18 protein-coding genes are annotated in these 18,427 nt (G+C 70.1%); 12 read left to right on the forward strand and 6 right to left on the reverse strand.

Going from position 1 to position 18,427, the window contains the following annotated elements; all coding sequences use genetic code 11:
* Positions 1-36: 36 nt before the first annotated feature.
* From OIB37_RS22650 to OIB37_RS22670, 5 genes are all read right to left on the reverse strand, one after another.
* Positions 37-798, reverse strand: a complete 762-nt coding sequence (locus OIB37_RS22650; RefSeq protein WP_330459426.1) for a succinate dehydrogenase iron-sulfur subunit — start codon at positions 796-798, stop codon at positions 37-39.
* On the reverse strand, positions 798-2,552 hold the full coding sequence (gene sdhA / locus OIB37_RS22655) for a succinate dehydrogenase flavoprotein subunit (RefSeq protein ID WP_330459427.1): 1,755 nt from the start codon (positions 2,550-2,552) through the stop codon (positions 798-800). Before sdhA ends, OIB37_RS22650 begins: the two co-directional genes overlap by 1 nt.
* A gap of 19 nt (positions 2,553-2,571) precedes the next feature.
* On the reverse strand, positions 2,572-3,054 hold the full coding sequence (locus tag OIB37_RS22660; protein ID WP_330459428.1) for a succinate dehydrogenase hydrophobic membrane anchor subunit: 483 nt from the start codon (positions 3,052-3,054) through the stop codon (positions 2,572-2,574).
* A gap of 5 nt (positions 3,055-3,059) precedes the next feature.
* On the reverse strand, positions 3,060-3,440 hold the full coding sequence (gene sdhC, locus OIB37_RS22665; RefSeq protein WP_330459429.1) for a succinate dehydrogenase, cytochrome b556 subunit: 381 nt from the start codon (positions 3,438-3,440) through the stop codon (positions 3,060-3,062).
* A 124-nt stretch (positions 3,441-3,564) separates the two neighbouring features.
* A complete protein-coding gene (locus tag OIB37_RS22670; RefSeq protein WP_330459430.1) occupies positions 3,565-4,206 on the reverse strand; it encodes a 2-oxo-4-hydroxy-4-carboxy-5-ureidoimidazoline decarboxylase in 642 nt (213 codons plus the stop codon).
* 154 nt (positions 4,207-4,360) lie between these two features.
* Here OIB37_RS22670 and OIB37_RS22675 point away from each other — a divergent pair, with 154 nt between their 5' ends.
* From OIB37_RS22675 to OIB37_RS22715, 9 genes are all read left to right on the forward strand, one after another.
* The gene (locus OIB37_RS22675) at positions 4,361-5,992 is read left to right on the forward strand and encodes a beta-N-acetylhexosaminidase (protein WP_330459431.1); all 1,632 of its coding nucleotides are present in this window, start codon (positions 4,361-4,363) and stop codon (positions 5,990-5,992) included.
* A 433-nt stretch (positions 5,993-6,425) separates the two neighbouring features.
* Entirely contained in the window at positions 6,426-6,854 is a 429-nt protein-coding gene (locus tag OIB37_RS22680; protein WP_330459432.1) for a peptidase inhibitor family I36 protein, read from the forward strand.
* Positions 6,855-7,244: 390 nt separating this feature from the next.
* The gene (locus OIB37_RS22685) at positions 7,245-7,970 is read left to right on the forward strand and encodes a hypothetical protein (RefSeq protein ID WP_330459433.1); all 726 of its coding nucleotides are present in this window, start codon (positions 7,245-7,247) and stop codon (positions 7,968-7,970) included.
* A 60-nt stretch (positions 7,971-8,030) separates the two neighbouring features.
* Positions 8,031-9,455: a DUF2079 domain-containing protein gene (locus OIB37_RS22690; RefSeq protein WP_330459434.1), complete on the forward strand. Its 1,425-nt coding sequence runs from the start codon at positions 8,031-8,033 to the stop codon at positions 9,453-9,455.
* A gap of 163 nt (positions 9,456-9,618) precedes the next feature.
* On the forward strand, positions 9,619-10,446 hold the full coding sequence (locus tag OIB37_RS22695) for a DUF4328 domain-containing protein (RefSeq protein WP_330459435.1): 828 nt from the start codon (positions 9,619-9,621) through the stop codon (positions 10,444-10,446).
* A 91-nt stretch (positions 10,447-10,537) separates the two neighbouring features.
* Complete coding sequence (locus OIB37_RS22700) at positions 10,538-11,095, forward strand: hypothetical protein (protein WP_330459436.1); 558 nt, start codon at positions 10,538-10,540, stop codon at positions 11,093-11,095.
* A 301-nt stretch (positions 11,096-11,396) separates the two neighbouring features.
* Positions 11,397-11,780: a hypothetical protein gene (locus OIB37_RS22705; RefSeq protein WP_330459437.1), complete on the forward strand. Its 384-nt coding sequence runs from the start codon at positions 11,397-11,399 to the stop codon at positions 11,778-11,780.
* Positions 11,781-12,198: 418 nt separating this feature from the next.
* Complete coding sequence (locus tag OIB37_RS22710) at positions 12,199-12,861, forward strand: RNA polymerase sigma factor (protein ID WP_330459438.1); 663 nt, start codon at positions 12,199-12,201, stop codon at positions 12,859-12,861.
* Positions 12,861-13,976, forward strand: coding sequence for a hypothetical protein (locus OIB37_RS22715; RefSeq protein ID WP_330459439.1), 1,116 nt, complete (start codon positions 12,861-12,863; stop codon positions 13,974-13,976). The genes OIB37_RS22710 and OIB37_RS22715 overlap by 1 nt, the downstream gene beginning before the upstream one ends.
* 329 nt (positions 13,977-14,305) lie before the next feature.
* Here the strand turns inward: OIB37_RS22715 and OIB37_RS22720 are convergent, their stop codons facing one another.
* Positions 14,306-15,202: a L,D-transpeptidase family protein gene (locus OIB37_RS22720; RefSeq protein ID WP_330459440.1), complete on the reverse strand. Its 897-nt coding sequence runs from the start codon at positions 15,200-15,202 to the stop codon at positions 14,306-14,308.
* Between the two features lie 104 nt (positions 15,203-15,306).
* On the opposite strand from OIB37_RS22720, the gene OIB37_RS22725 reads away from it, so the two are divergent.
* The 3 genes from OIB37_RS22725 (at position 15,307) to OIB37_RS22735 (ending at position 18,409) form a co-directional block, all read left to right on the forward strand.
* Complete coding sequence (locus OIB37_RS22725; protein WP_330461934.1) at positions 15,307-16,887, forward strand: acyl-CoA mutase large subunit family protein; 1,581 nt, start codon at positions 15,307-15,309, stop codon at positions 16,885-16,887.
* Positions 16,888-16,933: 46 nt separating this feature from the next.
* On the forward strand, positions 16,934-17,581 hold the full coding sequence (leuE, locus tag OIB37_RS22730) for a leucine efflux protein LeuE (protein ID WP_330459441.1): 648 nt from the start codon (positions 16,934-16,936) through the stop codon (positions 17,579-17,581).
* 648 nt (positions 17,582-18,229) lie between these two features.
* Positions 18,230-18,409 carry a hypothetical protein gene (locus OIB37_RS22735; protein ID WP_330459442.1) on the forward strand — a complete coding sequence of 60 codons (180 nt, stop codon included), beginning with the start codon at positions 18,230-18,232 and terminating at the stop codon, positions 18,407-18,409.
* Positions 18,410-18,427: the final 18 nt, after the last annotated feature.

Raw genomic sequence — 18,427 nt, forward strand, 5'->3', positions numbered from 1 at the left:
GAAAGCGGGGCCCTCGCCGTCGGGGCGCGTCCGGGATCAGAAGCGGCGCGTGATCAGCGCGCGCTTGACTTCCTGGATCGCCTTGGTGACCTCGATACCGCGCGGGCAGGCGTCCGTGCAGTTGAAGGTCGTGCGGCAACGCCACACGCCGTCCTTGTCGTTGAGGATCTCCAGGCGCTGCTCGCCCGCATCGTCACGGCTGTCGAAGATGAAGCGGTGGGCGTTCACGATCGCGGCCGGACCGAAGTACTGGCCGTCGTTCCAGAACACCGGGCAGGACGACGTGCACGCGGCGCACAGGATGCACTTGGTGGTGTCGTCGAAGCGCTCGCGGTCCTCGGCGGACTGCAGACGCTCGCGCGTCGGCTCGTTCGTGTCCTTCGTGATGAGGAAGGGCATGACGTCGCGGTACGCCTGGAAGAACGGGTCCATGTCGACCACGAGGTCCTTCAGCGCGGTGAGGCCCTTGATGGGCTCGACCGTGATGGGCTTCTCGGGGTTGACGTCCTTGATCAGCGTCTTGCAGGCCAGACGGTTCTTGCCGTTGATCCGCATCGCGTCGGACCCGCAGATGCCGTGGGCGCAGGAGCGGCGGTAGGTCAGCGTGCCGTCGAGGTCCCACTTGATCTTGTTGAGCCCGTCGAGGACGCGCTCCTTGGGGTCCATCTCCAGCTGGAAGTCCTCCCAGTGGGCCTCGGCAGAGACCTCCGGGTTGAACCTGCGGATCCGGATCGTGACCGTGATGTAGGGGGACGCCGCGGCCTCCGCCTCCACCTTGTCCAGAACAGGGGTAGCCATCAGTACTTACGCTCCATCGGCTGGTAGCGGGTCTGGACGACCGGCTTGTAGTCGAGACGGACGGTTTCCGCGCCGTTGTCGCCCACCTCGCGGTACGCCATCGTGTGGCGCATGAAGTTGACGTCGTCGCGGTTCGGGTAGTCCTCGCGGTAGTGACCGCCGCGGGACTCCTTGCGGGCCAGCGCGGAGATGGCCATGACCTCGGCCAGCTCCAGCAGGTTGCCCAGCTCGATGGCCTCCAGCAGGTCCGTGTTGAACCGCTTGCCCTTGTCCTGGATCGACACGTTCTCGTAGCGCTCGCGCAGCTCGGCGATCTTCTCCACGGCCGTCTTGATCGTCTGCTCGGTGCGGAAGACCATGACGTTGGCGTCCATGGTCTCCTGCAGCTCGCGGCGGATGTCGGCGACCCGCTCGGTGCCGGTGGAGTTGCGCAGCCGCTCGATCTCCCCGACGACGAAGTCGGCCGGGTTCTCCGGCATCTCGACGAAGTCGACCGTGTGGGCGTAGTCGGCGGCGGCGATGCCCGCGCGACGGCCGAACACGTTGATGTCCAGCAGCGAGTTGGTGCCCAGGCGGTTGGCGCCGTGCACGGAGACACAGGCGACCTCGCCGGCCGCGTACAGACCCGGGACGACGGTGGTGTTGTCCGACAGGACCTCACCCTCGACGTTCGTCGGGATGCCGCCCATTGCGTAGTGCGCGGTGGGCTGGATCGGGATCGGGTCCGTGTACGGCTCGATACCGAGGTAGGTGCGCGCGAACTCGGTGATGTCCGGGAGCTTGGCGTCCAGCTGCTCCGGCGGGAGGTGCGTGAGGTCGAGGTAGACGTGGTCGCCCTCGGGACCGCAGCCGCGGCCCTCACGGATCTCCGTGTAGATGGAGCGGGAGACGACGTCACGGGACGCGAGGTCCTTCATGACCGGCGCGTACTTCTCCATGAAGCGCTCGCCGTCCTTGTTGCGGAGGATGCCGCCCTCACCACGGGCGCCCTCCGTCAGCAGGATGCCCATGCGCCAGATGCCGGTCGGGTGGAACTGGAAGAACTCCATGTCCTCCAGCGGGATGCCCCGGCGGAAGCACGCGGCCTGGCCGTCACCGGTCAGGGTGTGCGCGTTGGAGGTCACCTTGAAGAACTTGCCCGTGCCGCCGGAGGCGTAGATCACGGACTTCGCCTGGAAGACGTGGATCTCACCGGTGGCCAGCTCGTACGCCACCACGCCGGCGGACGTCTTGACGCCGTCGACCTCGGTGATCAGCTGGTCCAGGACGTAGAACTCGTTGAAGAACTCCACGCCCTCCTTGACGCAGTTCTGGTACAGCGTCTGGAGGATCATGTGGCCGGTGCGGTCGGCCGCGTAGCAGGACCGGCGGACCGGGGCCTCGCCGTGGTTGCGGGAGTGACCGCCGAAGCGGCGCTGGTCGATCGTCCCGTCGGGCGTCCGGTTGAACGGAAGGCCCATCTTCTCCAGGTCGAGGACGGCGTCGATGGCCTCCTTCGCCAGGATCTCGGCGGCGTCCTGGTCGACCAGGTAGTCACCACCCTTGACCGTGTCGAAGGTGTGCCACTCCCAGTTGTCCTCTTCCACGTTGGCCAGCGCGGCGGCCATGCCGCCCTGCGCGGCGCCCGTGTGGGAGCGGGTGGGGTAGAGCTTGGTCAGCACGGCGGTGCGGCTGCGCTTCGTCGACTCGATGGCCGCGCGCATGCCCGCGCCGCCGGCGCCGACGATGACGGTGTCGTACTTGTGGATCTTCATGTTTCTCGCAGCCCCGTGCCTAGCGGATGTTCGGGTCGAAGGTGAAGATCACCAGCGTGCCCAGCAGGATGGTGAACACCGTGGCCGTGTAGAGCAGAGCCTTCAGCCACAGCCGGGTGTTCGCGCGCTCCGCGTAGTCGTTGATGACCGTGCGCAGGCCGTTGGCACCATGCAGCATGGCCAGCCAGAGCATCAGCAGGTCCCAGACCTGCCAGAACGGGGACGCCCAGCGGCCGGCCACGAAGGCGAAGCCGATCTTGGAGACGCCGCCGTCCAGCACGAGCTGGATCAGCAGGTGGCCGATGACGAGGACGACGAGCACGATGCCGGACAGGCGCATGAACAGCCAGGCGGCCATCTCGAAGTTGCCCCGCGTCGACTTCGGGGTCTTCTTGGTGCGCTTGCGCGGGGCCTCGATCAGCGGGGCCGGGTTGTCGACGTCGTAGACGACGACCTCCTCGACGGGGCCGACACCGGACGCGGTGGTTTCAGTCGTGGACATCGGCGTCAGCTCCCGAGCAGAACACGAGCGGCGTGGCCGAGAACGGGGTAGAGCGCCCCGATCATCAGCAGGACCCAGACGCCGACGACGGTCCAGAGCATCTGCTTCTGGTAGCGCGGGCCCTTCGACCAGAAGTCGACGGCGATGACACGCAGGCCGTTGAGCGCGTGGAAGAGGATTGCGGCGACGAGGCCGTACTCCAGCAGCGCGACGATCGGCGTCTTGTAGGTGGCTACGACCTTGTCGTAGTCCTCGGGCGACACGCGGACAAGAGCGGTGTCCAGCACGTGTACGAACAGGAAGAAGAAGATGAGGACGCCGGTGACTCGATGAGCCACCCAGGACCACATGCCTTCCCGGCCGCGGTACAGCGTTCCAGCCGGCACGGAAGATCCCTCCGGGAGCGGGGATTAGGGCCGCGCCGGCTTCACTGTCGGTCGGGCCCGGCCGGGTACGGTCCACCGGCCCCCAGCATCGTAGCCATGCGCCGCGCTGTGCTTTACGGCGGGCCTACCTTGTGTGATCAATTTGGCACCGGACGGGGTAGCTCCGGGGCTCCTGCGGTGGAGTGTCCTGTTGTCCGGCGCACGTGCGCGGGCCGTGGGCGGTCACGCCCCGTGGCGGAATGGCCGATTCCTGGGGCCGCGCGCCCCTGAGCAGCAGCCGCCTCAGCCGGTCGCTCGCTACGCGCCGTAGTTCCTCCGCCGATATGACCCGCTCCTCCTCCGGATCGTTCGCCAATCGTGACCGGATGGCTTCGAGGGTGCGGTCGAGGGTCTCGTCGGGGTGGGTGTCGCCGAGGTAGAGGACGAACGCGTGCCCGAACCGGGCCTCGTAGGCCGCCTGTGCCGCGCCCAGGGCCGTGTGGGCCGCCGAGTAGGTGTCCTCGGGCAGGTCGGGCAGGGATTCGCCGGACAGGGCCTCGGAGAGGTCGCGGGGCGAGAGGTCGTACGTCGCCTCGTCCGCCGCGGCCAGGAGGGAGTCCAGGTCGGGATAGGGACGGTGGGCGGCGACCCGGCGGGACCAGCGCGGGTTGCGCAGGCAACGCAGAAGGAGGATGTGGGCCTCTTCGGCGGACGCGGTGTTGAAAGCGTCGAGCGGTTTGGGGAGAGGCGGCAGGCGGTGCGCAGGCAGCGTGGGTCCTCGGGTCACATGTGTTGTGGCAGGGGATGCTGTGAAAGGTGTGCCTTCACGTTATCGAGAGTGGTCACTCTGTGTCCGACAGATGCACGAAATTCACTCGAACGGGAGAGTTTCAGAGCGCCCCGATGACGAATCCGTGCGCGATCGGACGTACGTTGGCTGAGTGAGTCAGCACAGGCGCCGGGCGTCGGCGCAGCAGGTCAAGCGGAAGCGGGGGACGGTCGCCGCCGCCGTCGCCGGTGCTGTGGCGGTCGGGGTGGGCGTCGGCGTGTGGGCGTCCGCGGACGGCGGCGGTACGGCGTCACGGGCGTCGGACGGCACTGTCGTCGGCGCGCCCAGTCAGGCCCCTGCCCCGACGTGCAGCCGGTCCTCCCCGTTGTCCCGGACGCCGCAGGTGATTCCCGCGGTGCGCTCCCACACCCCGGCGCACGGCCCCGGCTGGAAGCCGCAGCAGGGCGCCCGGGTGGTGGTCGGCGATCCGCGGCTGGCCGACGAGGGCAAGCTGATAGCGGGCGAGCTGGGGCTCACGTACGCCGGGCAGAGGAACGACGCCCGCTCGGGCGACCTCCGGCTCGTGCTCGGCGGCAAGGGCGGCAACCCGGAGTCGTACACCATGACCGTGTGCGAGGGGCGGGTCGACATCAGCGCCCCGGCCGACGCGGGCGTCTTCTACGGCACCCGCACCCTGAAGCAGGAGGTGCACGGCGGCGGTACGGCCCCGGAGGGGGTCGTGCGCGACGAACCGGCCAAGCCGGTGCGCGGGTTCATGCTGGACATCGCGCGCAAGCCCTTCTCCGAGTCGTGGATCGAGGACCGGATACGGGAGCTCGGCGACCTGAAGTTCAACGAGCTGGGGCTGCACTTCTCCGACGACCAGGCGTTCCGGATCGAGTCCACCACGCACCCGGAGATCGTCTCCCCGGTCCATCTGACCAAGGCGCAGGTGCGGAAGATCGTCGACCTGGCGGCGGCGCGGCACATCACCGTCGTGCCCGAGATCGACTCGCCGGGACACCTCGGCGCGGTGCTCGCCGCCCACCCCGACCTCCAGCTGCGCAATGTGAACGGGGTCCCCACCCGGGGCGCCATCGACATCTCCAAGCCGGCCTCCGCGAAGCTCGTCGACGACCTGCTGAACGAGTACACGGGCCTGTTCACCGGCAGGCAGTGGAACCTCGGCGGTGACGAGTACCAGGCGCTCACCGTCTCCGACCCGCAGGCCTCCTACCCGCAGCTCGCGGCCGCCGCCCGGCAGAAGTACGGCTCCGGCGGGACCGTCTCCGACCTGGCCACCGGCTGGCTCGACGACCGCGCCGCCACCGTGCGGGCCCACGACAGGACCATGCGGGCGTGGAACGACGGGTTCTACCGGCACACCTCCGTGCAGCCGGCCAAGGACCTCCAGGTCGCCTACTGGACCGGCAAGGAGATCGGCGCCCGGCAGCCGACGGAGTACCTGAGCGCGGGGCGCAAGGTCATCAACTACAACGACGAGTACCTCTACTACGTGCTCGGCGAGCCGCAGACCTTCGTGTACCCGACCGGGCAGCGGATCTACCAGCAGTGGACACCGCGCGTGGTGCGCGGCACGACCGCCGTGCCGGCCGGTTACGACGGGCAGATCCTCGGCGGCACCTTCGCCGTCTGGTGCGACTTCGCCAACGCGCAGACCGAGGCCCAGGTGGCCGCCGGCATCCGGATGCCGCTGCGGGCCACCGTGCAGAAGCTGTGGGACCCGGGGACGCCGAAGCTGTCCTGGCCCGCCTTCAAGGAGCTGGCGAACAAGCTGGGCTGAGCGTGGCGCGCCGGCGCGGGCGGACCGCCGGCCGGCTGTGAGGAGAGACGGGTGTGCCCCTGCGGCGCACCCGTTTCCCTTTCCGGTGAAAATCGGGCGAAGAGCGCCGTTCGGTTCGCGCCGTTCGGTTCGGAGTGACTCGTGGCCGGAAGTGATCGGCCGGAATTTCCTGGCCGGACGCGTGTGGCTTGAAATTATCGGCGGAAAACGAGCGGGTTCGATTCGGAGTCAGATGTCCTGTTCGCGGTTTCGATTTGCCCGAAATTGGAGCGAGCTAGGGCGGATTGAATGCCGAACAAAAAGCCGGAACCTTCTTGCATGACAGCTCACGCCTGGGGCACGATCTTGCACGGCGGATCACAAGATCCACAGCCAATCCCCAAAGGCGCACACGCCCCACGCGTCGTGTGTCTTGTTTCACGGAAGGCGTGAAGTGAAGCTTCGCATTGCCGCCACCGCTGCCGCCGTGGCCGCCGCCGCTGCCATCGGTATCGCCGCCCCGGCCAACGCCGCCACCCCGGCTCCTCAGGGCAAGCCGGCCGGCGCCGCCACGGCAGCCGCCAGTGCCTGCGCGTTCCCCTACCTCTGCCTCTGGTACAACTCCAACGAGCAGGGCGCGTACACGCTGTTCTTCGACGCCGTGCCGGACTTCGCCGGCTACAGCTTCGACGGTGCCGGCGCGGGCCAGTGGCAGCCGGTCAAGAACAACGCCGCCTCCGCCACCAACTGGCAGACGGAGATCAAGGCGCGCATCTACTTCAACTCCAACTACGGCGGCGTGTACGACACCATCCCGGAGTCGAGCAGCGCCAACCTGGTCAAGACCTACAACGAGAACGCCTCGTTCAACTGGGTCAACTGACTCCGGTGAAACAAGGCCTGTCCCCGCCCAACGCAACTGGGCGGGGACAGGCCCTTACCAGGTGGATCGGACGATATGCCCAAGAATCCCTCTGGCAAGCTTCTGCGTGCCGTTGTGGTATTTGCCGCGAGTGCCCTGGCGTTTTGTGTGACCGGGTGCTCGGATAATGAAGTCGGTCATGCGCAATCAAATCCTGCCGCTCCTGGCGGCACCCCCGCTTTGTTGCCCAGCGCGGATTTGAAGTTGCCTCTCGAAGCCTACATGTTCACCGAGGGGCAGACAAGCGAACTCCATAAAGCAAAAGGCGTTCTTGTCGCACGTTGTATGAGCGGATTCGGGATTGCTTACACCCCCGCGCCGCCCCTTCGCCCGACAGGGCCGCGAAGCCCGATGGACCGGCGCTACGGCCTCACCGACATGGCGCTCGCCAAAGCGGACGGGTATCACCTCGGAGCGCGCGATCCGCGCACCCATCCGGCCAAGATGCCGGCCATCCCGACCGGTACGGAACTGAAGGTGCTGGTGGGTCCGGAGCGAGCGGCGCCGGCGCACACGCCCCTGCCCCCGTCGTCCGCCGAACTCTCCGTCCACGGGAAGCGGGTACCGTCTCTCGGGTGCGCCGGCGTGGCGAACTCCGAACTGATGGGCGCCAAGTCGCCCGGCGGCTCGGCCGGCGACGTGCCGGGCAATTCGGATCTCGTACAGGACCTCAATGGCAAGAGCTTTCGCGTCTCGATGAAGGACGCGCGTGTCCGCGCGGCCTTCCGTACCTGGTCGGCGTGTATGAGCGAGGCCGGGTACCGGTACGCCGACACGATGACCGTCATGGCGGACCACCGGTTCCAGGGGAAGACCTCGACGCCGCTCGAGGTCCGGGTCGCCACCGCCGATGTCGCGTGCAAGAAGAGGACGAACCTCGTCGGTGTGTGGTTCGGCGTCGAGACCGCGTACCAGAAGGACCTGATCCGGAAGAACGAGTCGGCCCTGGCCGGTGTGCTGAAGTCGAAGAACGCCCAGCTGTCCGTCGCGGCCGCGGCGAACTCGGCGCACTCCGGGAACCCGGCGCACTCCGCGGACCCGGCGCGCTCCGCGGACCCGGCGCGCGCGGCGCGCTGAGACCGCGCTTCCCCGCCTCGAATCGACCCGCGACACCGCACCATCCAGAAAGAAGAATCGATGTCCCTCGGGCTGCTCGCCAAAACGAAACCCGCCGGAGTCCTGGCCCGGCGGATCGCGGCCGACCCCTCCCGGCAGGCGCCCGTACTCCTGGGGCTGGCGGTCTCCGTCCTGTGCGCGGTGCTGTCGGTGCTGCGCTACCGGCGGTTCGCCGACACCTCCTGGGACCTGGGGATATTCACCGAGGCGATACGCAACTACGCGCACTTCCAGGCCCCGGTCGCGGACATAAAAGGGCTCGGGTTCAACCTGCTCGGCGATCACTTCAGCCCGATCATCGTGACGGCCGTGCCCGCCTACTGGGTCTACCCGAGCGCCGTCTCCCTGCTGGTGGTGCAGGCGCTGCTCATCGGGATCTCCGCCGTCCCGGTCTGCCGGGCGGCCATCAGGATTCTCGGCACCCGCCGGGGCATCGCCATCGGCGTGGCCTACGGGATCTCCTGGGGCATCCAGCAGGCGGCCAACAACACGTTCCACGAAGTGATCTTCGCCGTCCCGCTGATAGCCCTGGTCATGGAGCGCCTCCTGGCGGAACGGTGGAAGGCCGCGGCCCTGTGGTCCCTTCCCCTCGTCCTCGTCAAGGAGGACCTGGGGATGACCGTGGTGGCGGTGGGCGTGTACCTGCTCCTGCGGCGCCAGTTCCGCCTGGGTCTCGCGCTGGCGGCGTACGGCGCGCTCTCCATCGCGCTCACGCTCTACGTGCTCGTCCCCGCCATGAACCCGCACGGCAGGTACGACTACTGGACCAAGCTCGGCGACGGCGGGATATCGGCGGAGTTCTCCTCCCTCTTCACCGGGGCCGACGTCAAACTCGGCACCCTGTTCGCGGTCTTCTCGATCACCGGGATGCTGGCGCTCCGGTCGCCGCTCTGCGTGATCGCCGTGCCGACGCTGTTCTGGCGCTTCACCTCCACGGACAGCAACTACTGGGGAACGATCTGGCATTACAGCGCGATCCTCATGCCGGTGGTGTTCATGGCGCTGCTGGACGCCGTCGAAGCTTCCGGGAAGTCCAGGCGCGACTGGGTCCGGTCGTACGCGCGCAACATCGCGCCGGCGGTGCTGGGCATCAGCCTGACGTACACCCTGGCCGGGAACCTGCCGCTGAAGGACCTCCTGGACGGTTCCTCCTACGAGGTGGGCCCGCGAGGGGAGTCGGCGCGGCAGGCGCTGTCCGAGATCCCCGACGAGGTGTCGATCGAGACCAACACCGCGCTGATGTCCCACCTTTCCTCGCGCTGTGACGTGTTCTGGGTCGGGAACACCGGACCGCTGGTCCCCGACTACGTGGCTCTCGACCTGTGGAACGGCTGGTCCAAGCCGGTGACCGACCCGCTCGGCTACGTCGGGGGGCTGCATCCCGGCGCGCGCTACGCGCTGGTCTCGAACGTCAACGGCTATGCCGTCATGAAGCGCCAGTCCTGAAGTGCGCCGGTCCTGACGGCGGAACGGCCGAACGGCGGCGGGGCCGCGGGAAACGGGTGGACGGGCGGGACCGGGCGACGTATGTTGCTGCGTTCGCCGCCGCGCACGTCCGGCTCAGGGGAGAGCCGGCGCGGCTTCATGTCTTCTCCGGGGGAACACCTTCATGATCTGCGCCCGCTGTGACCACTACGCCGCCGTACCGGGGAGCGAGCTGTGCGCCCAGTGCGCGCCCGCGTCCGCCGGGGCCGCCGCCGTGCCCGCCCAGCCGTCCGGTACGCAGCCTCTCACCGCACCGCCTTTCACCGCACCGCCGTTCGCCGCGGCGCCCGGTGCCTGGCTGCGCTCGCCGGTCGGGCTCGGCCAGGCCACCGCGGTCCTGCTCGGAGTGGTCGTCGCGGCCGACCTGTTCGCCATCTGGGCCGACCTGACGCAGATCGACGTCACCGGGGATCTGGCCGACGGCGTCACCGGTGCCGCCGTACTCCGCCGGGCCGACCGCGCCGACACCCTCTACAGCGCTTCCGGGGTCGCCCAGACGTGCGCCCTGATCGCGACCATGGTCATGTACCTGTGCTGGTTCTACCGGGTGCGGGTCAACGCCGAGGTGTTCGACGCCTCCGCGCACTCCAAGACGCGCGGCTGGGCGATCGCCGGATGGTTCGTCCCGGTCGTGAACCTGTGGTTCCCGCGCCGGGTCACCCTCGACGTCTGGGACGCCAGCGCCCCCTCGGGCCGTCGTCCCGGACACGTCCTGGTCAACTCCTGGTGGACGCTGTGGCTCGTCTCCCTGCTCGCCGACCGGGCGTCGGCCAGGCAGTACGCCAGTGCCCACGAAGCGGACGAACTGCGGGAGGCCGCACGCCAGATGATGTTCTCCGACATGGCGGACATCGCCGCCGCGCTGCTCGCCGTGCTCGTCGTCCTCAAGCTGACGCGCATGCAGCACGAGAAGGCCCTCGCCGGTTCCGCGCCCGACCCGGCCGCTGGCTGAAAACCGGTTGCTGTGACACTCCCGGCCCGTCGCACGCAGTAAGGGGAAATGCGGGCTCCGTAAAGGCGGCGCCCAGGCGAGGGAGGTTTCCATGAGTCTGGTGGAACTGATCGCACGGGCCGACGAACGCGGGCTGGCCGCAAGCGGCCTGGCTTGTTCGGATCGGTGTGTGCCCCTGCTCGTCGGCGACGAGGAGGTGCTGCGCCCGCTGTGGGCGCACCTCGCCGACGGCTCGGACTGGTCCGCGAGCCTGGAGAAGGCGCGCGGGGCCCTGGGCGGGGCGGACCCCGGCGAGGCCGAGGCGGTGCAGCTCACCCGCGGCATGCTGGACGAGGCCCCGGCCGAGCGCACCCCCGAGGCGCTGCGGGCCTGGGCCGACGCCTGTTCCGTCGCCTCCCTGCGCATCCACCGCCTCCTCGACCCCGCCGTCGACGACACCACGCCGGCCGACGACGTCGAGGCCGAGCGGGCGGGCGGCCCGGAGAGCGCGTCCCCGCTGGTCGCCGCCGACCTGCGCCGCCAGATCCTGGTCCTGGAACTCCTGGCCGAACACGGCGGCCAGGGACTTCGCCGTGCGCTGGACGTGTCGGGGGAGGGCCGGCGGGTGCTGCGGGCGGTGGTGTCGCGCAGGGAGCGCGGGCGCGTCTGAGGAGCCGCGGGCGCGTCCGAGGGGCCTGGGTGCGTCCGAGGAGCCTCGGCTCCCGCCGCGCCACCCGGCCCGCCCCGCAGGTCCGACGACCGGGCGGTCCCGGGGTCCGGGGGCCCAGGGGGTCGAGGGTCCGGGCGGCGCCCATGTGCGGCCGGTGCCGTCCAAACCCGGTTTCCTGGGGGAGTCCTGTGACCGTCCTGCGGGGGCGGTGGGGCAGTCCTGCGCCGGTTGGTGAAACGGCCCGGAACCGTGTGACGGATGGCCCGTCCGGCCCGCTTTTCCTTATGTGACAGCGCAGTACGTGACAGCACAGACGGAGACCAGGGCGCCCGCCGCGGCGAAGCCCGTGCGGTGGGCCGCGGACGCGGTGGCGACCATGCGGGAGGGTGCGCGGATGCGGCTCGACTACTCGGCGCAGAGCCTGTGGCGGGTGGACCGGGTGATCGAGGAGATACGACGCGAGGGGCCACCGTACGAGGCGGTCGAACGCGCACTGCGCGGCTTCGGCGCCTACGCCGGCGAGGTGATCGTCCGCCAGTGCGGCGCCGAGTGGTGGACGACCGGCGGTGACCACTGGATCCGCACCCCCGACGGCCGCCTGTGGGACCCCCTCGACGAGGCCCGGCGCTGCTACGGCGGCCACGGCTCGCTGCGCCTGCTGTGCCGGGACGCCGCCGACGGATGAAGGGCGGCGGGGGTCCTCGCACACGGGGCGGACCGCGGCGGATCCGAGGCCTCAAGTCGCCGTGTCGGGGCGGTGGTTCCGGTCGTGCGCGGCCGCACCGCGCCGAGGCGCGCGAGAGGGATTGCGTCGAAGACGCCGTAACCAGCAGTGGAAGAAGGTGACTTGAACGCGCGCCGGTCGCGTCGGCGGGCTGCTGTGGCAACGGCCGGGGCCGCCACCCCCCACAGGAGAGGCCCCGGCCGTTGCACGGCACGAGCCGCGCGGCGGCCCGTACTTCCTACAGCGCCGTGCGTGAGCTTTCTGTCACACCCGGCGTGTCACGAGTTAGTTGCATCTTTTACAGACGTGGACGAGCAGCGGTTTCACGCCGTAACGTGCCTTTCGCGCCGACCGAAGACAGGTGCAATAAGGGAGTGCGGTGCTGGGGGACGACGCGGAGCTGACTGCCGCGGTGCGTGCGGCACAGGACGGGGACGAGACCGCGTTCCGTACGGTGTACCGCGCGGTGCATCCGCGGCTGCTCGGTTACGTGCGCACGCTGGTCGGTGATCCGGACGCGGAGGACGTCGCGTCCGAGGCTTGGCTGCAGATCGCGCGGGACCTCGACCGGTTCAGCGGTGACGCCGACCGCTTCCGGGGCTGGGCCGCGCGGATCGCCCGCAACCGCGCCCTGGACCACATACGCATGCGGGGCCGTCGCCCCGTGACGGTCGGTGACGAGACCGAACTGACCGGCCGCGCCGCCGAGTCCGACACCGCCGGCGAGGCCATCGAGGCCCTGAGTACCGGCACCACCCTGTCGCTCATCGCGCGGCTCCCGCAGGACCAGGCCGAGGCGGTCGTGCTGCGCGTGGTGGTCGGCCTGGACGCCAAGTCCGCCGCGGAGACGCTCGGTAAGCGCGCGGGCGCCGTACGGACGGCCGCGCACCGCGGTCTGAAGCGGCTCGCGGAGCTGCTCGGCGACGATCCGGAATCAGCGGGCGCGCTCGAGGCGCTCCCGCCCCAGCGAGAGCCGCGCGGCGGCGCCGTGAGGTCTGCCGGTGTGACGCATACGCGGGCGCGGACGCAGAAGGACATGTGATGGCCGACGAGCACGACAAGTGGCTGAACCCTGAGACGGCGGAACGCCTGTTGAGCGGTGAGTCGCTGGAAGCCGTCGACGTCACCGCCCGTGACCGGGCGGACCGGCTCGCCGAGGCACTCGGCGCGCTCTCCGCGGAGGCGGCACCCGCGACCGGTGAACTCCCCGGTGAGGAAGCCGCGTTGGCCGCGTTCCGCAAGATCCGCGAGGCGGCCGCCGCCGAACGTACGGCCGCCGCCCTCGGCGAGGGGACCTCGCACGGGCACCCTGGCCTGTCCGCCCCCGGCCTCGACGCCGGACTGGTGCGGATCGCTCCCCCCGCCCACGAGCGGGCCCGCATCCGCGGCGGACTCCGTGCCGCCGCGTCCTCGTGCAGGCTCCGCTGGGGCCGTCCCGTCCGGCTCGTGCTCGCCGCGGCCGTGGCCGCGGGCACGGTGGGCGGGGTCGCCATGGCCGCCGGCGGCGTGCTGCCCTCGCCGTTCCGCCACCAGCGGCCCGGACCCGGTGCCTCCGTCTCCGCCACCGCGACCCCGGGACAGCCGCTCACCACGCCGTCCCCCCGGTCCTCCCGGGCCGGCGGCTCCGCCACGGGTATGCCCGACGCGGGCCCGAGCGGGTCCACCGGCGCAGGCTCCGCCGCCGGGGAGCAGGACACGGAGGCCGGGGGAGCGCCCGGCTCCGGTGCCTCCCCGCAGTCGTCCCACATGTGGTGGAAGGCGGCCGTCGCGACCTGCCGCGACCTCCGGGACGGCAAGGAACCGGCCGCCCGCCGCAAGCGGGTCCTGGAGGACCTGGCAGGCGGCTCGGCGCGTGTGAAGGCGTACTGCGGGACCGTTCTGACGACCGGTGCGGGCGGCGCCCGCGGCGGCGAGGACAGGGGCGACGGCAAGGCCGGCGACGGCGACGGCAGGGGGAGCGGCCGCGGCGACGGCGAGGACAAGGGCGGTGACGACGACGGGCACCGGGACCACCGGCAGCGCCGCCACCACGGCCACCGCCGGACCGGGATCGCCACTCCCGTCCCCACGGCCTTCGCGCCCACGCGGCCGGGCCCGGTGCTGAACACCCCGGCCCCCGCCTCGCCCTTGCCGAGCCCCTCGTACCGCGCCCTGTGAGGAGCACGCGACAGTGCCGGTCGGCGCCGGCCGGCACCGGGCGGCGCACCGCGCCCTGAACCTTTGCGCACGCCCCTGACCTGCTGTTTTGCCGGGTGCAAAAGTTTTTTCACAGTAGGTGTGACGTTTCTGGAGCCTGTGACGCAGTACTGGGTGAGCCGACTGGTCATCGGCCGTCGCACTGAGCCGGGGTTCCCCCCGTACCTACGGCTCGTGCACCTGGCGCGGGCGGGACACGTTCCCCCGGTCCCGCCCGCGCCCCGCAATCCCCGGCGCTCGCCGCACCACGGCAACGGCTCGCCGCCGCACCTCCGCACCTCCGCACCGTCTCACCAGTACACGACGACCTTGTCGCCGGTCCGCACCCGCGCGAACAGCGCCGAGACCGCCGCCTCGTCCCGCACGTTGACGCAGCCGTGCGAACCGCCCGCGTATCCGCGCGCCGCGAAGTCGTAGGAGTAGTGCACCGCCTGGCCGCCGCTGAAGAACATCGCGTACGGCATGGGGGAGTGGTAGAGCGTCGACACATGGTGCCGTGACTTCCAGTAGATCTGGAACACACCCTCGCGGGTCGGGGTGTACTGCGTGCCGAAGCGGACGGACATCGTCGACACGGTCCGCCCGTCGACCATCCAGCGCAGGGTCCGGCTGGTCTTGCTGATGCACAGCACGCGGCCGGTCAGGCAGCGGGGATCGGGCGCGGCGGCCGGCTGGCCTCCCATCAGGTACAGCTCCCACTGACCCGGCCGGTGGGTCATCGCCAGCAGCCGCTGCCAGGTGGCCGAGTCCGTCTCACCCGTACGGGGCAGCCCGCGCTTGCCCTGGAAACCCTCGACGGCCCGCTGGGTCAGATCGTCGTACGACCCCGTCGGCCCGTCGAACAGCCAGTCGAGCTGGCGGAGGCGGGCCTGCAGCTCGCGTACGCCGGTGCCGCTGTCCCCGCGTGACCACAGCACACGGGGCGCCGGCGCGGAGGCCTGGCCGTCGGCGGCCGTGTCCGGGCCACCGGCCCGCGGGGCCCGGTCCGTCCGGGTGGGACCGGGGTCCGCGCCCCGCGTCGCGCCGGCACCGGCGCTCTGGCCGGGCGAGCCGGAGGGCAGCTGGATGTGGACGGGGGAACGGTGCTTGCCGTCGTCGGCGTCCGGCGGCTGCACGGTGCAGCCGCCGATCGCGGCGAGGGCGGCGACCGAGGCGAGTACGGCGGCGGGTCTGGCCGGGATCCTCATGCCGGGGATGTTTCCCCGCGTGACCGCCGTCGAACTACGGGGCATGGTGAGGGTGAGTGAACGTTCCCGCGGAGGCATTCATGGCGCGTGAGGCAGAGACACCCATGCCGCGTGAGTCGGAGTCGGGCCTGCCCGTCGAGCCGGTCTACGGCCCGGCGGACCTGACCGGCTGGGACCCGGACAGGAAGCTGGGCGAACCGGGCGCGTACCCGTTCACCCGCGGGGTCTACCCGACCATGTACACCGGCCGCCCCTGGACCATGCGCCAGTACGCCGGTTTCGGTACGGCCGCCGAGTCCAACGCCCGCTACCGGCAGCTGATCGCGCACGGCACCACCGGTCTGTCCGTCGCCTTCGACCTGCCCACCCAGATGGGCCACGACTCCGACGCGCCCCTCGCGCACGGCGAGGTCGGCAAGGTGGGCGTGGCGATCGACTCGATCGAGGACATGAGGGTGCTGTTCGACGGCATCCCGCTGGACCGGGTCTCCACGTCGATGACGATCAACGCCCCGGCCGCGCTGCTGCTCCTGCTGTACCAACTGGTCGCGGAGGAGCAGGGGGTGCTGGCCGACCGGCTCACCGGCACCATCCAGAACGACGTCCTGAAGGAGTACATCGCGCGGGGCACGTACATCTTCCCGCCGGGCCCCTCGCTGCGCCTGACCGCCGACATCTTCAAGTACTGCACGGCCGAGATCCCGAAGTGGAACACGATCTCGATCTCCGGCTACCACATGGCCGAGGCCGGCGCCTCGCCCGCGCAGGAGATCGCCTTCACGCTCGCCGACGGCATCGAGTACGTCCGTACGGCGGTCGCGGCGGGCATGGACGTCGACGACTTCGCCCCCCGGCTGTCCTTCTTCTTCGTGGCCCGTACGACGCTGCTGGAGGAGGTCGCCAAGTTCCGCGCGGCGCGCAGGATCTGGGCGCGGGTGATGCGGGAGGAGTTCGGGGCGCGGAACCCGAAGTCCTGGATGCTGCGCTTCCACACCCAGACGGCGGGCGTCCAGCTGACCGCGCAGCAGCCGGAGGTGAACCTCGTCCGGGTCGCCGTACAGGCCCTCGCGGCGGTCCTCGGGGGTACCCAGTCCCTGCACACCAACTCCTTCGACGAGGCGATCGCCCTGCCGACGGACAAGAGCGCCCGGCTGGCGCTGCGCACCCAGCAGGTGCTCGCGTACGAGACGGACGTGACCGCGACGGTCGACCCCTTCGCGGGCTCCTACGCGATCGAGAGGCTGACCGACGAGGTCGAGGAGGCGGCGCTGGATCTGATGCGGAGGGTGGAGGACATGGGCGGGGCGGAGGCGGCGATCGGGCAGGGCTTCCAGAAGGCCGAGATCGAACGCAACGCGTATCGCATCGCGCGGGAGACCGACGCGGGGGAGCGGGTGGTGGTGGGCGTCAACCGCTTCCGGATCGACGCGGAGGAACCGTACGAGCCGCTGCGCGTCGACCCCGCGATCGAGGCCCGGCAGGCGGAGCGGCTGGCCGCGCTGCGGGCCGGCCGGGACCGGGGGGCGGTGGCCTCGGCCCTGGCCGCGCTGAAGAAGGCGGCCGCGGGGGAGGACAACGTGCTGTACCCGATGAAGGAGGCGCTGCGGGCACGGGCGACGGTGGGCGAGGTGTGCGGGGCGCTGCGGGAGGTGTGGGGGAGCCACGTACCGTCGGACGCGTTCTGAACCGCCGGACCGCTTCGCGTCATACCTCCGTGCGACACTCGATTTCATGTTCGGTGTCATCGATCTCCCCACCTACCTGGCAGGACTTGTGCTCATCGTCCTGCTGCCCGGCCCCAACTCCCTGTACGTCCTCTCCGTCGCCGCCCGCCGTGGCGTGCGGGCCGGGTACACCGCCGCCGCGGGGGTGTGGTGCGGGGACACCGTGCTGATGACGTTGTCCGCCGCCGGGGTGGCCTCCCTGCTCCAGGCGAACGCCGTGCTGTTCGGGATCGTGAAGTACGCGGGGGCCGGGTATCTGACCTGGCTGGCGATCGGGATGCTGCGGTCCGCCCGGCAGATGTGGCGGACGCGGCGGGAGCAGACCGTGGAGGACACTTCGCCGGCCGCCGCCGCGGCCGGGGAGCGGCCCTTCCGGAAGGCTCTCGTCGTCAGCCTCTTCAACCCCAAGGCGATCCTGTTCTTCGTCGCCTTCTTCGTGCAGTTCGTGTCAGAATCCAACCCGGTCATGGGGTTCGTGACTCTAGGCGTACTCGCCCAGGTGGCAAGCGTGTTGTACCTGTCTGCGCTCATCTTCGGTGGGTCTCGTCTAGCTGCTGCGTTCCGTCGCCGGAGGACGCTCAGCGCAGGGGCCACCTCGGCCGCCGGGGTGCTCTTCCTGGGGTTCGCCGTCAAGCTGTCTCTGGCAAGCGTATAGAGGGTTGCCATGTCTCACCTTGACGATGCTGCGGCCCTGTTCGCCCGCATGAGCCTCCAGGAGCAGCAGGAGGCACTAGGAGCCCTGGGCCTGCCCGAGAGGCTCCCGAAGGAGTCCGAGGAGCCCCCCAAGGTCACCCCGTTCTCTGCCCTTGCCAGCACACCCAGCAGGCGGAAGCGGCAGCCAATCACCGTGAAGGCCGTGAGTAGCCCTGAGGCGTCCTGAGGTCCTCAGGGACCTTGTCGACCCTCTAGGGCCGCCCTAGCCTCGGGCTTTCACGAGCGGGCTTGTGCGGGTCTTGATCAGATAGGTGGAGAGTGCTGCTGAGCTGCAACGATGGGACTTGCCAGGGGTTCTGCCCGCTGCAAGGAAAGAAGCACTCTCCAGGTGAACGAGCGCATCGGGCCGTACCCACCTGTCCGAGCCCTTACCGGCGGTGGCGCGGGGTCTCGGAGGCGCCCGCAAAATGGCTGGTCACGGATGCGGTCTGTGCAGGACCCTGAGCGTATGCCTCGACGTCTCATGTTCGTGCAGTTGAAGACTGGTTACAACACCGACCGCGGACCCTCGTGGATCGGGTGGGTGGACTTCTCGAAGACCTGGAGCACTGGGTACTTTCGCGGGAGGACACTGCGCCGGGCAGGGGGGATGTTCGATGCGAACTTCTACGACGTGCAGACCAACGAGGAGTTCTGGGTCTCCGGGCCGAAGCGGGACCGCACCGACACCCGCTACGGCCCCTCCAACCCTGAAATCGATCCGGAAGCCGTCGAGACCTATCACGACTTCCTGGAGGGCGCGCCCCTGCCGGGCCGGGAAAACGGCTAACCTCGCGCCCCTGCGAGC

This window comes from Streptomyces sp. NBC_00820, assembly GCF_036347055.1.
Classification (GTDB): Bacteria; Actinomycetota; Actinomycetes; order Streptomycetales; family Streptomycetaceae; genus Streptomyces.

Coding starts and splice junctions, on each gene's coding strand:
- OIB37_RS22650 (WP_330459426.1), bottom strand. CDS start 798: ATGGCTACCCCTGTTCTGGACAAGGTGGAGGCGGAGGCCGCGGCGTCC.
- sdhA (WP_330459427.1), bottom strand. CDS start 2,552: ATGAAGATCCACAAGTACGACACCGTCATCGTCGGCGCCGGCGGCGCG.
- OIB37_RS22660 (WP_330459428.1), bottom strand. CDS start 3,054: ATGTCCACGACTGAAACCACCGCGTCCGGTGTCGGCCCCGTCGAGGAG.
- OIB37_RS22685 (WP_330459433.1), top strand. CDS start 7,245: ATGGACCGGCGCTACGGCCTCACCGACATGGCGCTCGCCAAAGCGGAC.
- OIB37_RS22690 (WP_330459434.1), top strand. CDS start 8,031: ATGTCCCTCGGGCTGCTCGCCAAAACGAAACCCGCCGGAGTCCTGGCC.
- OIB37_RS22695 (WP_330459435.1), top strand. CDS start 9,619: ATGATCTGCGCCCGCTGTGACCACTACGCCGCCGTACCGGGGAGCGAG.
- OIB37_RS22700 (WP_330459436.1), top strand. CDS start 10,538: ATGAGTCTGGTGGAACTGATCGCACGGGCCGACGAACGCGGGCTGGCC.
- OIB37_RS22715 (WP_330459439.1), top strand. CDS start 12,861: ATGGCCGACGAGCACGACAAGTGGCTGAACCCTGAGACGGCGGAACGC.
- OIB37_RS22720 (WP_330459440.1), bottom strand. CDS start 15,202: ATGAGGATCCCGGCCAGACCCGCCGCCGTACTCGCCTCGGTCGCCGCC.
- OIB37_RS22725 (WP_330461934.1), top strand. CDS start 15,307: ATGCCGCGTGAGTCGGAGTCGGGCCTGCCCGTCGAGCCGGTCTACGGC.
- leuE (WP_330459441.1), top strand. CDS start 16,934: ATGTTCGGTGTCATCGATCTCCCCACCTACCTGGCAGGACTTGTGCTC.
- OIB37_RS22735 (WP_330459442.1), top strand. CDS start 18,230: ATGTTCGATGCGAACTTCTACGACGTGCAGACCAACGAGGAGTTCTGG.